Source organism: Streptomyces sp. 5K101 (genome assembly GCF_046506645.1).
Classification (GTDB): domain Bacteria; phylum Actinomycetota; class Actinomycetes; order Streptomycetales; family Streptomycetaceae; genus Streptomyces.
Map to the genome: position 1 here is coordinate 389,354 of NZ_JBKFFO010000001.1, position 13,935 is coordinate 403,288.

General features: G+C 70.5%; 13 protein-coding genes and 1 pseudogene. 5 read left to right on the top strand and 9 right to left on the bottom strand.

All coding sequences use genetic code 11. From position 1 onward, the window contains the following. Positions 1-8: 8 nt before the first annotated feature. From ACLB9X_RS01730 to coxB, 3 genes are read right to left on the bottom strand one after another with little or no spacing between them, the layout of a single operon-like run. Positions 9-407 carry a cytochrome c oxidase subunit 4 gene (locus ACLB9X_RS01730; protein WP_410358370.1) on the bottom strand — a complete coding sequence of 133 codons (399 nt, stop codon included), beginning with the start codon at positions 405-407 and terminating at the stop codon, positions 9-11. Then, entirely contained in the window at positions 404-2,143 is a 1,740-nt protein-coding gene (gene ctaD / locus ACLB9X_RS01735) for a cytochrome c oxidase subunit I (RefSeq protein ID WP_410358371.1), read from the bottom strand. Before ctaD ends, ACLB9X_RS01730 begins: the two co-directional genes overlap by 4 nt. Further along, positions 2,140-3,138 (bottom strand): cytochrome c oxidase subunit II, encoded by a 999-nt coding sequence (gene coxB, locus ACLB9X_RS01740; RefSeq protein WP_410358372.1) that lies wholly within the window; start codon positions 3,136-3,138, stop codon positions 2,140-2,142. The genes ctaD and coxB overlap by 4 nt, the downstream gene beginning before the upstream one ends. A gap of 261 nt (positions 3,139-3,399) precedes the next feature. On the opposite strand from coxB, the gene ACLB9X_RS01745 reads away from it, so the two are divergent. Continuing rightward, positions 3,400-4,782 (top strand): cysteine desulfurase/sulfurtransferase TusA family protein, encoded by a 1,383-nt coding sequence (locus ACLB9X_RS01745; protein ID WP_410358373.1) that lies wholly within the window; start codon positions 3,400-3,402, stop codon positions 4,780-4,782. A gap of 69 nt (positions 4,783-4,851) precedes the next feature. On the opposite strand, the gene ACLB9X_RS01750 is transcribed toward ACLB9X_RS01745, so the two are convergent. Beyond that, positions 4,852-5,826: a carbohydrate kinase family protein gene (locus tag ACLB9X_RS01750; protein WP_410358374.1), complete on the bottom strand. Its 975-nt coding sequence runs from the start codon at positions 5,824-5,826 to the stop codon at positions 4,852-4,854. A 128-nt stretch (positions 5,827-5,954) separates the two neighbouring features. On the opposite strand from ACLB9X_RS01750, the gene ACLB9X_RS01755 reads away from it, so the two are divergent. Next, complete coding sequence (locus tag ACLB9X_RS01755) at positions 5,955-6,161, top strand: hypothetical protein (RefSeq protein WP_410358375.1); 207 nt, start codon at positions 5,955-5,957, stop codon at positions 6,159-6,161. A gap of 100 nt (positions 6,162-6,261) precedes the next feature. Then, positions 6,262-7,734: a hypothetical protein gene (locus ACLB9X_RS01760; RefSeq protein WP_410358376.1), complete on the top strand. Its 1,473-nt coding sequence runs from the start codon at positions 6,262-6,264 to the stop codon at positions 7,732-7,734. 74 nt (positions 7,735-7,808) lie between these two features. On the opposite strand, the gene ACLB9X_RS01765 is transcribed toward ACLB9X_RS01760, so the two are convergent. Next, complete coding sequence (locus ACLB9X_RS01765; protein ID WP_030745999.1) at positions 7,809-8,165, bottom strand: iron-sulfur cluster assembly accessory protein; 357 nt, start codon at positions 8,163-8,165, stop codon at positions 7,809-7,811. Positions 8,166-8,410: 245 nt separating this feature from the next. On the opposite strand from ACLB9X_RS01765, the gene nadA reads away from it, so the two are divergent. After that, positions 8,411-9,619, top strand: coding sequence for a quinolinate synthase NadA (gene nadA / locus ACLB9X_RS01770; protein ID WP_410358377.1), 1,209 nt, complete (start codon positions 8,411-8,413; stop codon positions 9,617-9,619). Between the two features lie 196 nt (positions 9,620-9,815). Here the strand turns inward: nadA and ACLB9X_RS01775 are convergent, their stop codons facing one another. The 4 genes and pseudogenes from ACLB9X_RS01775 to ACLB9X_RS01790 all read right to left on the bottom strand — a co-directional run bounded on the left by ACLB9X_RS01775 (position 9,816) and on the right by ACLB9X_RS01790 (position 13,010). Then, on the bottom strand, positions 9,816-10,502 hold the full coding sequence (locus tag ACLB9X_RS01775; protein WP_410358378.1) for a response regulator: 687 nt from the start codon (positions 10,500-10,502) through the stop codon (positions 9,816-9,818). After that, the gene (locus tag ACLB9X_RS01780; protein WP_410358379.1) at positions 10,499-11,728 is read right to left on the bottom strand and encodes a sensor histidine kinase; all 1,230 of its coding nucleotides are present in this window, start codon (positions 11,726-11,728) and stop codon (positions 10,499-10,501) included. The genes ACLB9X_RS01775 and ACLB9X_RS01780 overlap by 4 nt, the downstream gene beginning before the upstream one ends. Before the next feature lie 166 nt (positions 11,729-11,894). Then, a pseudogene (gene pspAA / locus ACLB9X_RS01785) lies at positions 11,895-12,167 on the bottom strand (PspA-associated protein PspAA); the annotation flags it as partial. Positions 12,168-12,215: 48 nt separating this feature from the next. Next, the gene (locus ACLB9X_RS01790; RefSeq protein ID WP_410358380.1) at positions 12,216-13,010 is read right to left on the bottom strand and encodes a PspA/IM30 family protein; all 795 of its coding nucleotides are present in this window, start codon (positions 13,008-13,010) and stop codon (positions 12,216-12,218) included. 281 nt (positions 13,011-13,291) lie between these two features. Here ACLB9X_RS01790 and ACLB9X_RS01795 point away from each other — a divergent pair, with 281 nt between their 5' ends. Continuing rightward, complete coding sequence (locus ACLB9X_RS01795; protein ID WP_410358381.1) at positions 13,292-13,888, top strand: DUF3043 domain-containing protein; 597 nt, start codon at positions 13,292-13,294, stop codon at positions 13,886-13,888. Positions 13,889-13,935: the final 47 nt, after the last annotated feature.

Consider the following 13,935-nt stretch of genomic DNA (forward strand, 5'->3'; position numbering starts at 1 on the left):
ACGCGGTGTTACTGGTTCTGGTTCTCGCCGCGGTAGTACTCGAAGACCCAGCCGAAGATGCCGATCAGGATCAGCGGCAGGGAGAAGTACAGCAGCCACCAGCCGATGGCGACGCCGAGGAAGGCGAGCGCGCCGCCGATCGCCAGCGAGAGCGGCTGCCAGCTGTGCGGGGAGAAGAAGCCCACCTCGCCGGCCTCGTCGGCCACGTCGGCTTCCTTGTTGTCCTGGGCCATGGCGTCCACGCGCCTGGCCGTGAAGGCCAGGTAGTAGCCGATCATGACGCTCAGGCCGAAGGCCAGGAAGAGCGCGGTGGTACCGGCCGGCTCCTTCGACCACACGCCGTACAGGACGGCCATGGCCAGGATGAAGACGCCCAGCCAGAGGAACATCTTGCCCTGGATCTTCACTTGCTCTCCTCCTTGCCACCGGCCGTCACGCCGGCCGGGATGCCGCCGTGCTCCAGCTGGTCGAGAGCCGCGATCTCCGGGTGGTGCAGGTCGAACGCGGGAGATTCGCTGCGGATGCGCGGCAGCGTGAGGAAGTTGTGCCGCGGCGGCGGGCAGGACGTGGCCCACTCCAGCGAACGGCCGTAGCCCCAGGGGTCGTCGACCTCGATCTGCTTCCCGTACTTCGCCGTCTTCCAGACGTTGTACATGAAGGGCAGGATCGACAGACCGAGCAGGAACGAGCTGATCGTGGAGATCGTGTTCAGCGCGGTGAAGCCGTCGGCCGCGAGGTAGTCCGCGTAACGGCGCGGCATGCCCTCGGCGCCCAGCCAGTGCTGCACCAGGAACGTGCCGTGGAAGCCGATGAACAGCGTCCAGAACGTGATCTTGCCGAGCCGCTCGTCCAGCATCTTGCCCGTGAACTTCGGCCACCAGAAGTGGAATCCGGCGAACATCGCGAAGACCACGGTGCCGAAGACGACGTAGTGGAAGTGCGCGACGACGAAGTACGAGTCGGAGACGTGGAAGTCCATCGGCGGCGAGGCCAGGATGACGCCGGTCAGACCACCGAAGGTGAAGGTGACCAGGAAGCCGATCGTCCAGAGCATCGGTGTCTCGAAGGACAGCGAGCCCTTCCACATCGTGCCGATCCAGTTGAAGAACTTCACACCGGTCGGGACCGCGATGAGGAACGTCATGAAGGAGAAGAACGGCAACAGCACGCCGCCGGTGACGTACATGTGGTGCGCCCACACCGTCACGGACAGACCGGCGATCGCGATGGTCGCGCCGACCAGACCGATGTAACCGAACATCGGCTTGCGGGAGAAGACCGGAATGATCTCCGAGACGATGCCGAAGAACGGCAGGGCGATGATGTACACCTCGGGGTGACCGAAGAACCAGAAGAGGTGCTGCCACAGCAGGGCGCCGCCGTTGGAGGCGTCGAAGATGTGCGAGCCGAACTTGCGGTCCGCCTCCAGGGCGAACAGCGCCGCCGCCAGGACGGGGAAGGCGAGCAGGACCAGCACACCGGTCAGCAGCACGTTCCAGGTGAAGATCGGCATCCGGAACATCGTCATGCCGGGCGCGCGCATGCAGATGATCGTGGTGATGAAGTTGACCGAGCCGAGGATCGTGCCGAAGCCGGAGAAGGCCAGACCCATGATCCACATGTCGGCGCCCACACCCGGCGAGCGGACGGCGTCCGACAGCGGGGCGTAGGCGAACCAGCCGAAGTCCGCCGCACCCTGCGGGGTGAGGAAGCCGGCCACCGCGATCAGCGAGCCGAAGAGGTACAGCCAGTACGCGAACATGTTCAGCCGCGGGAACGCCACGTCGGGCGCGCCGATCTGCAGCGGCATGATCCAGTTCGCGAATCCGGCGAACAGCGGCGTCGCGAACATCAGCAGCATGATCGTGCCGTGCATCGTGAACGCCTGGTTGAACTGCTCGTTCGACATGATCTGCGTGCCGGGACGGGCCAGCTCGGCGCGCATGAAGAGCGCCATCAGGCCGCCGATGCAGAAGAAGAAGAACGAGGTGACGAGGTACAGCGTGCCGATCGTCTTGTGGTCGGTGGTCGTCAGCCACTTCACGACGACGTTGCCGGGCTGCTTGCGCCGGACCGGCAGCTCGTTCTCGTACGAGTCTTCATCTGCCGCCGCGGCACCCTGGGGTTCGTTGAGGATGCTCACAGTTGGTTCTTCTCCGCATTCCTGGCCGGGTCCGTCTGCTCAATGCCCGACGGGATGAAGCCGGTCTGCCCCTTCTCGGCGAGTTCCTTCAGGTGCTGCTGGTAGCGCTCCGGGGAGACGACCTTGACGTTGAAGAGCATCCGGGAGTGGTCGACGCCGCACAGCTCGGCGCACTTGCCCAGGAAGGTGCCGTCCCTGTTCGGGGTGACCTCGAAGACGTTGGTGTGGCCGGGGATGACGTCCTGCTTGAACAGGAAGGGGACCACCCAGAAGGAGTGGATGACGTCGCGAGAGGTCAGGATGAACCGGACCTTCTCCCCCTTGGGCAGCCACAGCGTCGGACCGGGGTTGCCCGTCTGCGGGTTCCGGGTGCCGGGGATGCCCGCGTCGTAGACGCCCTCGGCACCCGCCGGGAAGCTCTCCTGGTACTTGTCCGGAACGGCGTCGAGCTCCTTGGGGACCTCGGCTCCGGTCTGGGCGTTCCCGTCGACGTTCTCGACGTAGTTGAAGCCCCAGCTCCACTGGTAGCCGACCACGTTGATGGTGTGGGCGGGCTTTTCCGAGAGGGCGAGCAGCTTCGACTCGTCACGTGCGGTGAAGTAGAAGAGCACCGAAACGATGATGATCGGGACCACGGTGTACAGAGCCTCGATCGGCATGTTGTACCGGGTCTGCGGAGGGACCTCCACCTTGGTGCGGCTGCGCCGGTGGAAGAACATGCTCCACAGGATCAGGCCCCACACCAGCACGCCCGTGGCGAGCGCTGCCGCCCACGAGCCCTGCCAGAGGGAGAGGATCCGCGGGGCCTCCTCCGTCACCGGAGTGGGCATGCCCAGCCGGGGGAAGTCCTCCCAGTTGTATGAGCAACCGGAGGCGGTGGCCAGGATCAGGCCCGCAGTCAGCACCTGCGGCAGCTTCCGCCGCATCGGGCGCCGCGACGTGGGGGTACCACCCGCGCCTTGGCTGCGGGGGAGGTCGGAGCCGTTGGGACTCACGTAGCGCCTTCCCGAGAGTCTCGGCCCGCGCGACCGGCTGCGGCCGTCTCGCTGGTCGGTCGCTGGGCCCTGACGCGGGCAGGGGTTTGGATGTTTATGCGGACCAAACCCTACTGGACGCCATTTGGGGTCGCGCGGGGAGGGTGCCCAACGCGCCGTCCGACACCCCGAAGGGATGGAAAGCCCAGCCCGGAGGCCCGGAATGCCCCACTCGGGACCCCATTTGACGCCCCCTCTCCTGTCCGGAGTTACGTTGAGGACGTGCCCTACTTCGATACCGCATCCTCCGCCCCCCTGCACCCCGTCGCACGTCAGGCCCTGCAGGCGTCGCTCGACGAGGGCTGGGCCGACCCGGCCCGGCTCTACCGCGAGGGGCGGCGGGCGAGGCTGCTCCTGGACGCCGCACGGGAGGCGGCGGCGGAGGCCCTCGGCTGCCGCCCGGACGAGATCGTCTTCACTCCTTCGGGGACGCACGCGCTGCACTCCGGGATCTCCGGCGTGCTCGCCGCGCGTCGGCGTGTCGGCGGCCACCTCGTGGTGTCCTCCGTCGAGCACTCCGCCGTTCTCCACTCGGCGGCCTCGTGGGAGTCGGCGGGCGGGTCGGTGACGGAGGTGGGGGTGGACCGGCTGGGCTCGGTGTCCGCCGACGAGTTCGCCGCCGCCCTCGGCTCCGGGACGGCGCTGGCCTGCCTCCAGTCCGCCAACCACGAGGTGGGCACCGAGCAGCCGGTCGGCGCGGTCGCCGACGCCTGCCGGGACGCGGGCGTGCCGCTGCTGGTGGACGCGGCGCAGTCCCTGCCGTGGGGGCCGGTGGCGGGCGACTGGGCGCTGCTGACCGCGAGCGCGCACAAGTGGGGCGGGCCGGCGGGGGTCGGTCTGCTCGCGGTGCGCAAGGGTGTCCGGTTCGCCCCGCAGGGTCCCGTCGACGAGCGCGAGTCGGGGCGCGCGCCGGGCTTCGAGAACATCCCGGCGATCGTGGCGGCGGCGGCGTCGCTGCGCGCGGTCCGCGCCGAGGCGGCGGAGCAGGCCGTACGCCTGCGGGCCCTGGTGGACCGGATCCGCACCCGGGTGCCGGAGCTGGTGCCCGACGTGGAGGTGGTGGGCGACCCGGTGCGGCGGCTCCCCCATCTGGTGACGTTCTCCTGTCTCTATGTCGACGGGGAGACGGTGCTGCACGAGCTGGACCGGGCGGGCTACTCGGTGTCGTCCGGTTCGTCGTGCACGAGCAGCACGCTGACGCCGAGCCATGTGCTGCGGGCGATGGGGGTGCTGTCGGAGGGCAACGTCCGGGTGTCGCTGCCGCTCGGCACGACGTCCGCGGAGGTGGACGGCTTCCTGGAGGCGCTGCCTCGGGTGGTGGCGTCGGTCCGCGAGCGGCTCGGCGCGCCGGCCGCCTCGGCGGAGCCGTCCGGCGCGGGCTCGTCGCTCGTCGTGGACGCGCTGGGCAGGAGGTGCCCGATCCCGGTCATCGAACTGGCGAAGGTGATCGGCGACGTGCCGGTCGGCGCGACGGTCACGGTGCTCTCGGACGACGAGGCGGCCCGGCTGGACATCCCGGCGTGGTGCGGGATGCGGGGGCAGGAGTACGTGGGCGAGCAGGAGGCGGAGCGAGGCGTGGCGTACGTGGTGCGCCGCCTGGTGTAGCCGGTCCCGGTAGGAGTGGGGCGCTTCCCCCGGGGCCGCCTGCGCGGCCGGGGAAAGCGCCCCCGCGGGTCAGGACAGGTGGGCGTGGACCTCGAAGGCCGCGTCGTGGCCGTACGCCTTCGTGAAGCGGTCCATGAAGTGCGCCCGCCGCAGCGTGTACTCCTGCGTGCCCAGCGTCTCGATGACCAGCGTCGCCAGCATGCAGCCCACCTGGGCCGCCCGCTCGTGGCCCACGCCCCACGACAGGCCCGACAGGAAGCCGGCCCGGAACGCGTCGCCGACGCCGGTCGGGTCGACCTTGGCCTCCTCCTCGGGGCAGCCGACCTCAATCGTCTCCTGGCCCGCCGCCTCGATGCGGACACCCCGGGAGCCGAGCGTGGTGACGCGGTGGCCGACCCTCGCCAGGATCTCCTCGTCGGTCCAGCCGGTCTTGGTCTCGATGAGGCCCTTCTCGTACTCGTTGGAGAACAGGTACGCGGCGCCGTCCAGCAGTATCCGGATCTCGTCGCCGTCCATGCGCGCGATCTGCTGCGAGAAGTCCGCGGCGAACGGGATGGCGCGCGAGCGGCACTCCTCCGTGTGGCGCAGCATCGCCTCGGGGTCGTCCGCGCCGATCAGCACCAGGTCCAGGCCGCCGACCCGGTCGGCCACGGACTTGAGCTCGATCTGGCGGGCCTCGCTCATCGCGCCCGTGTAGAAGGAGCCGATCTGGTTGTGGTCGGCGTCCGTGGTGCACACGAAGCGGGCGGTGTGCAGGACCTCGGAGATGCGCACCGAGGCGGTGTCCACGCCGTGGCGGTCGAGCCAGGCGCGGTACTCGTCGAAGTCCGAGCCGGCCGCGCCGACCAGGATGGGCCCGGTGCCCAGCTGGCCCATGCCGAAGCAGATGTTCGCCCCGACACCGCCCCTGCGCACATCGAGGTTGTCGACGAGGAAGGACAGGGAGACCGTGTGCAGCTGGTCCGCGACCAACTGGTCGGCGAAGCGGCCGGGGAAGGTCATGAGGTGGTCGGTGGCGATGGAGCCGGTGACTGCGATACGCACGGTGAGGCGCTCCTGGGGAGGGCTGGCAGTGTCACTCCACGCTACCGGGTCAGGGACCCCCGCCAGGTACGGAAACTACCCGATAGTAGGGCTTTTTTCCGTCAGTCTCCGGTGCGTACGGTGCCGCTATGACGAAGCACATCGCCGCGCGCGAGTCGCGGGAGTCGGAGATGAGTCTCGACCAGCTGCGCGGTGACTGCGCGCGCATGGCGCCGCACTGGGTCGTCCCCGCGGTCACGGCGCCCGCGCCGGTGCACCACTCGCTCATCCACGGGGTCGTGGTGCCGCCCGCATCGGCGCGGCTGGTGGACGCGATGTCCGACTACGGCGACTGATACGGCCACCCGGCCGGGTGACGCGAGGGAACCACACGCTCCCCCGCTCCGTCCCATCCGTGTCCTCCGCTGCGGGAGGCACGAGACAAGGAGCGATGCGGTGAGCAGCACGGAGAAGACGCACGACAGCCCCCGCCACCGGCGTTCCCCGCTCGTCGTCGCCTCGGTGGCGGCGGCGGTGCTGGTCGCCGGCGGAGGCGGGGCGTACGTCGCGACCACCGGCGTGGGCAGCGGCAGCGACACGGCGGCGGACGTGAAGAGCGAGGCCGGCCGGAGCGGGTCCGCCCCGCTGCTCTCCCTGGACGTGCCGGGGAGCGCCGACGGCAGTGCGGGCTCCATCGCTCCCGGCGAGCCCGACCCCAACGGCGGCGACGTGGTCTACCGGGCCGCGGGCGACCTGCCCGAGGGGCCCGAGCGGGCGGCCGTGCACCGGGCGGCCGGCTCGGTGACGGAGGCCGAGGTCACGCGGCTGGCGAAGGCGCTCGGGGTGGCGGGTTCGCCGCGGGCGGCCGGTGCGGCCTGGAAGATCGGGACGGACAAGGACGGCGCGGGCCCCCTGCTCCAGGTGAACAAGGAGGCTCCGGGCACCTGGACGTTCGCCCGTTACGGGTCCGCGCCCGGCGACGACTGCCTGAAGGGCAAGGACTGCCCGGCGGGCGGCTCCGTCGCGCCGGACGAGCCCGGACCCGCGGTCGACGAGGCGACGGCGAAGAAGGCCGCGGCGCCGGTGCTGGCCGCCGTCGGCCAGGACGACGCGAAGCTCGACGCCCGCCAGCTGATGGGCGCGGTGCGGGTGGTCAATGCCGACCCGGTGGTGGGCGGCCTGCCCACGTACGGCTGGACCACCGGCATCCAGGTCGGCGCGGACGCCCAGGTGGTCGGCGGCAGCGGGCAGCTGAAGAAGCCCGTGAAGTCCCACAGCTACCCGGTGATCTCCGCCGAGGAGGCGGTGAAGGCACTCAACGAAGCCGGCAAGGGCAGCAGCCGGGCCGGCATCGGCGGCTGCGCGACGCCCGTGCCGCACCAGGACGACATGCACGAGGGCGCGCAGCCCGCCGCTCCCTGCGGGCCGGCGAACGGCAGCTCTGAGCCGGAGCGGCTGACGATCGAGAAGGCCGTCTTCGGACTGGCGGCGCAGTACGTGGACGGCCGGCAGGCACTGGTGCCGTCCTGGCTGTTCCACGTGAAGGCCAAGGGTCAGGCCGAGCCGTTCACGGTCACGCACCCCGCGGTGGAGCCGGCCTACCTCAAGACCGCGGAGCCGCCGCAGAAGGACGTCACGCCGACCGACCCGGAGGAGAAGGTCCCGTCACCGCCGGCCATCTCGTACAGCGCCGACGGCAGGACGCTGAGGGTGACGTTCTGGGGCGGGGTGTGCAGTGACTACGAGGCGCGGGCGACCGAGACCCCCGACGAGGTGAGGGTCCGGATCGTCGAGCCGAATCCGGACCCGGACCGTGTGTGCATCGCCATGGCCAAGGAGCTGACGGAGTCGGTGACGCTGGACGCTCCCCTGGACGGCCGGAAGGTCGTGGACGCGACCACGGGCAAGACGCTGCCCCGCGAGGGATAACACCGTCCCTCGTACGCCGAAGGCGGCGGTCCCGGATGGGGCCGCCGCCTTTCGCCGTGCGAGGACGGGACGTGTCAGCTGAACGAGTCGCCGCAGGCGCAGGAGCCCGTCGCGTTCGGATTGTCGATGGTGAAGCCCTGCTTCTCGATGGTGTCGACGAAGTCGATCGACGCACCGCCCAGGTACGGGGCGCTCATGCGGTCCGTGACGACCTTGACACCGCCGAAGTCCTTGACGACGTCGCCGTCGAGCGAGCGCTCGTCGAAGAACAGCTGGTAGCGCAGACCGGAGCAGCCGCCGGGCTGAACAGCGACGCGCAGGGCCAGGTCGTCACGGCCTTCCTGGTCCAGCAGGGCCTTGACCTTGGCCGCGGCGGCGTCGGACAGGAGGATGCCGTCGCTCACGGTGGTGGTCTCGTCCGATACGGACATCTGCTTCTCTCCCGGGTAGTACGGAGACTGCTTGCCGACGGGTGCAACCGGCCGGGTCCCGGATTCATTCCGGGTGAGCCCTAGTCTTTCCCTTTCATGCTCGCACACGTGGTCGGCGCAAGGTACCGGCCTGAGGAGAGGGGGTGCGTCACATCGACGCTATGGCCATCGTCAAAGTGACGTGAAGCGGTTATGATAGATAGCGTCAAATAGACGAGAAGGTCCCTCTGTCAGACGAAGAAAGGGTGCGTGTCGTGACCACCGCCCCAACCCGCCCCGAGCTCGACGTCCAGCCGACGCCGCTCGCCCTTCTGCTGCTCGGCCGCGAGGCCGACCCCCGCAGCGAGCGCGGTGTCGAGTGCCCCGGCGACCTGCCCTCGCCGTCCGACCCGGACCTGGTGGAGCGCGCCCGTGCGGCCAAGGAGAAGCTCGGCAGCAAGGTCTTCGTCCTGGGACACCACTACCAGCGCGACGAGGTCATCCAGTTCGCGGACGTCACCGGTGACTCCTTCAAGCTGGCCAGGGACGCCGCGGCGCGGCCGGAGGCCGAGTACATCGTCTTCTGCGGCGTGCACTTCATGGCCGAGTCGGCGGACATCCTGACCTCCGACGACCAGAAGGTCGTGCTGCCCGACCTGGCCGCCGGCTGCTCCATGGCCGACATGGCCACGGCCGAGCAGGTCGCCGAGTGCTGGGACGTGCTGACGGAGGCGGGCGTCGCCGAGCAGGTCGTGCCCGTGTCGTACATGAACTCCTCCGCCGACATCAAGGCGTTCACCGGCAAGCACGGCGGCACGATCTGTACGTCGTCGAACGCGAAGCGGGCGCTGGACTGGGCCTTCGAGCAGGGGGAGCCCCGGCACAACAAGGTCCTTTTCCTGCCGGACCAGCACCTGGGCCGCAACACCGCCGTGCGCGACATGGGGATGTCCCTGGACGACTGCGTGGTCTACAACCCGCACAAGCCGAACGGCGGGCTCACGGTCGAGCAGCTGCGGGCCGCGAAGATGATCCTGTGGCGCGGGCACTGCTCGGTGCACGGCCGCTTCTCGCTGGACTCGGTCAACGACGTGCGCGAGCGGATCCCCGGGGTGAACGTGCTGGTGCACCCCGAGTGCAAGCACGAGGTCGTCGCGGCCGCGGACTACGTCGGCTCGACCGAGTACATCATCAAGACCCTGGAGGCGGCGCCGGCCGGCTCGAAGTGGGCCATCGGTACGGAGCTGAACCTGGTCCGCCGCCTGGCGAACCGTTTCGCGGACGAGGGCAAGGAGATCGTCTTCCTCGACAAGACGGTCTGCTTCTGCTCCACGATGAACCGCATCGACTTGCCGCACCTGGTGTGGGCGCTGGAGTCGCTGGCCGAGGGGAACCTGGTCAACCGCATCCAGGTCGACAAGGAGACGGAGAGCTTCGCGAAGCTGGCGCTGGAGCGGATGCTGGCGCTGCCGTAACCACCGAGCCGCGGTACCACCACGCCGGACGGGCCGGAACCTGCCACTGAGCGGCAGCTTCCGGCCCGTCGGGCGTTGGGGACGGGGCCGCGGGGTCCGGCCCCGGTGCAGTGCGGCGCCGCGCGGGCCACTCCCCAGGGGACGTACCAGTCGGGGGCCGCGGGGACTGCCGCGCCGGGGTACGGGGCCGGGTGGGCTACTCGCCCCGCGGGCGTACCAGTCCGGACTCGTATGCCGTGACCACCAGCTGGGCCCGGTCGCGGGCGCCGAGCTTGGCCATCGACCGGTTCACATGGGTCTTGACCGTGAGCGGGCTGACTTCCAGGCGGTCGGCGATCTCGTCGTTGGAGTGCCCGCCGGCGACCAGCACCAGCACCTCGCGCTCGCGGCCGGTGAGCGCGGACAGCCGCTCGGAGTACGCGCCGGGGTCGGCCGGGTGGTCCGCACCACCGCCCTGCGCGAGGAACTTCGCGATCAGCCCTTTGGTCGCCGCCGGGGACAGCAGCGCGTCCCCGGCAGCCGCGACGCGGATCGCGTTCAGCAGTTCCTCGGGCTCGGCGCCCTTCCCGAGGAAGCCGGAGGCGCCGGCGCGCAGCGACTGGACGACGTACTCGTCCACCTCGAAGGTCGTCAGCATGACCACCCGTACGTGCGACAGATCGGGGTCCTCGCTGATCGTGCGGGTCGCGGCGAGCCCGTCCGTGCCGGGCATGCGGATGTCCATGAGGACGACGTCGGCGCGTGCGGTACGGGTGAGGGCGACGGCCTCCGCGCCGTCGGCGGCCTCGGCGACGACCTCCATGTCGGGCTCGGAGTCCACGAGGATCTTGAACGCGCTGCGCAGCAGCGTCTGGTCGTCGGCGAGCAGCACCCGGATGGTCATCGGTCCTCCCCCGCGCGGGCCGCCCGCGCATGCAGGGGCAGTATCGCCTGCACCCGGAAACCGCCGCCGTAGCGGGGGCCCGCGGTCAGCGTGCCGCCGAGCGCGGTGACCCGTTCCCGCATGCCGATCAGCCCGTGGCCGCCGCCGTCCGACGGGGCCGGGCCGTCGGCGCCGTTGTCGATCACGGTCACCTCCAGCGTGGAACCGACGCGCACGACGCTCACCTCGGCCCTGGCGTCCGGGCCCGCGTGCTTCTGTACATTCGTCAGCGACTCCTGGATGATCCGGTACGCGGCGAGGTCGACGGCCGCCGGCGGTGTGACGCCCTCGTCGGCGCGGGCGACCTCGACGGGCAGACCGGCCTGGCCGAAGGTGGCGACGAGCTGGTCGAGGACGGCGAGGCCGGGGGCCGGTTCGGTGGGGGCCTCGGGGTCGCCGGACTGGCGCAGCAGACCGACGGTGGCGCGCAGTTCGTCCAGTGCCGAGCGGCTGGCCTCGCGCACGTGGGCGAGTGCTTCCTTGGCCTGGTCGGGCCGTTTGTCCATGACGTGGGCGGCGACGCCGGCCTGCACGTTGACGAGGGCGATGTGATGGGCGACGACGTCATGCAGATCGCGGGCGATGCGCAGTCGTTCCTCGGCGACGCGGCGCCCTGCCTCCTCCTCGCGGGTCCGCTCGGCGCGCTCGGCCCGCTCGCGTATGGCGTCGACGAAGGCACGGCGGCTGCGGATGGCGTCGCCGGCGGCGGCCGCCATGCCGGTCCAGGCGAAGATGCCGAGATTCTCCTGGGTGTACCAGGGCGTGGAGCCGAAGGACATCGCGGCGCCGGTCAGCACCGCCATCGTCAGCAGTCCGACGCGCCAGGTCGTGGGCCGGTCGGTGGTGGACGCGACGGTGTAGAGGGCGATGACGGCGCTCATCGCGACGGGCGCGGCGGGGTCGCCGGCCACCAGCTCGACGACGGACACGAGACCGGTCACGCCGAGCACGGCCATCGGCTCGCGCCGCCGGAAGACGAGGGCTCCGGCGGCGACGACCATCAGGACGGCGCTGCGGACCTCGGGGGTGCGGGTGCCGAAGGTGGGTCCGTGCGGCCCGTGCGGGTCGGCGAAGGACCCGGTGACCATGCAGACGAGCACGCCGACGGCGAGCGCGGCGTCGAACGCCAGGGGGTGGGCGCGCAGCCAGTGCTGGGCCCGCGAGGCCCGGTCGGCGAGTGAGGTCACGTCCGGCTACGTTACGGGGTCCGCGGACCGGTCACCCGGGGCCCGGCCCCCTCGGCCCCGCCACGCGCAGCACGGTACGGGGCCGGAGCGTCCGTCAGTCGGGGGGCTCCACCGGAGTCGGGTCGTCGGAGGGGGCCGTGCGGGGGGACTCCGTCTCCGGGGTGGTGGGGATCAGGCCGTCCTCGCCCAGCAGTTCCCGGACCTCTTCCAGCGTCGCGTCCGGCGCGGGAAGGATCAGCTCGGACGGCTCCAGGGAAGCGTCGGGCACCGGCTCGCCGAACTCGCGGATCTTCTCGAGCAGCGCGTGCAGCGTCCGGCGGAAGCCGGTGCCGTCACCGCTCTCCATCTCCGCGAGCAGCTCGTCGTCGAGCTTGTTCAGCTCCGGGAAGTGGCTGTCCGCCACCTCCAGCTGCCCCTCCCCCATGATCCGTACGATCATGACGAGTCCTCGTCTCGTGTGGGACTACTGCATGTGGGACTACTGGGACTACTGCTTGTCGAACTTCGGGGTGCTCTGCTGCTGCGACGCCGCGTCCTGACGGCCCGCGCCGCCCTCGATCGCCTGCTGTTGCGCCGGGCCGCCGGCCAGCTCGGCCTTCATGCGCTGGAGCTCCAGCTCGACGTCCGTACCACCGGAGAGGCGGTCGAGCTCGGCCTGGATGTCGTCCTTCGCCAGGCCCGACTGGTCGTCCAGGGCCCCGGAGGCGAGCAGCTCGTCGATCGCGCCCGCCCGCGCCTGGAGCTGCGCGGTCTTGTCCTCGGCCCGCTGGATGGCGACGCCGACGTCGCTCATCTCCTCCGAGATGCCGGAGAAGGACTCCGCGATCCGGGTCTGCGCCTGGGCCGCGGTGTACGTCGCCTTGATCGTCTCCTTCTTCGTACGGAAGGCGTCGACCTTGGCCTGCAGCCGCTGGGCGGCGAGCGTGAGCTTCTCCTCCTCGCCCTGCAGCGTCTGGTGCTGGGTCTCCAGGTCGGTCACCTGCTGCTGAAGCGCGGCACGGCGGGAGAGGGCCTCGCGCGCCAGGTCCTCGCGGCCCAGCGCCAGCGCCTTGCGTCCCTGGTCCTCCAGCTTGGCGGACTGGCCCTGGAGCTGGTTGAGCTGGAGCTCGAGGCGCTTGCGGGACGTGGCGACGTCCGCGACTCCGCGGCGGACCTTCTGAAGCAGCTCCAGCTGCTTCTGGTACGAGTAATCGAGGGTCTCGCGCGGGTCCTCGGCCCGGTCAAGGGCCTTGTTCGCCTTCGCGCGGAAGATCATCCCCATACGCTTCATGACACCGCTCATGGGCTTCGCGCGCCCCCTTCTGACGGACTCGGCTTCCACCACTCAACAGAACCCACAGTACGGGCCCTGCATCCATTACCGCACTGTTCAAGCGCGGATGCGCTCCTCCCCAAGGACGACTGCGAACGGCCCCGGTCAGGCCCAGGGAGTAGGTGATCGTGGGGGACCCGTCACGCGCCGTCCGCTCTGTGGTGCTTGTGTCCTTTACGGACGCATGCCGTTGCGGGATCGTTCCCCGCCGGGGTGGGGTCCATGCCTGGCACCCCGTACCCTTGGGCTTTGTGTTCCGTAGCCGTTCCAAGGACGAGAAGGCCCCCACCGAAAAGGTGACGGCGGACCTCTCCAAGCAGCCCCGCGACCCTGAGGCCCCCAAGGGCCGCCCGACGCCGAAGCGCAGTGAGGCCCAGGGCCAGCGCCGGCGTGCATCCAGCCCGCCGATGGACCGCAAGGAGGCCATGAAGCGCCAGCGCGAGGCCCGCCGTGCGGACCTGGCCAAGCAGCGCGAGGCCCTCGCCAGCGGTGACGAGCGCTATCTGCCGGCCCGTGACAAGGGTCCGGTGCGGCGCTTCGTGCGCGACTTCGTCGACTCCCGCTTCTGCATCGCCGAGTTCTTCCTGCCGCTCGCGGTGGTGATCCTCGTGCTGAGCATGATCCGGGTCGCCCAGCTCCAGAACATCGCGCTGCTGCTGTGGCTCGGCGTGATCGTGCTGATCGTCATCGACTCCATCGGTCTGGCGATCCGGCTCAAGAAGCAGCTGCGGGAGCGCTTCCCGAACGAGCCGAAGCGCGGCGCGGTCGCGTACGGCCTGATGCGTACGCTCCAGATGCGCCGACTGCGCCTTCCCAAGCCGCAGGTCAAGCGCGGAGAGCGGCCCTGAGCACGTACTCCGCCGAGCCCTCGGGTTTCGCGGGGGCGTCGGCCGAG

Bases quoted from the DNA above. Each gene is read 5' to 3' on its own strand.
- ACLB9X_RS01775 (WP_410358378.1), bottom strand. From the start codon at position 10,502: ATGACCATCCGGGTGCTGCTCGCCGACGACCAGACGCTGCTGCGCAGC.
- ACLB9X_RS01765 (WP_030745999.1), bottom strand. From the start codon at position 8,165: ATGTCCGTATCGGACGAGACCACCACCGTGAGCGACGGCATCCTCCTG.
- ACLB9X_RS01755 (WP_410358375.1), top strand. From the start codon at position 5,955: ATGACGAAGCACATCGCCGCGCGCGAGTCGCGGGAGTCGGAGATGAGT.
- ACLB9X_RS01790 (WP_410358380.1), bottom strand. From the start codon at position 13,010: ATGAGCGGTGTCATGAAGCGTATGGGGATGATCTTCCGCGCGAAGGCG.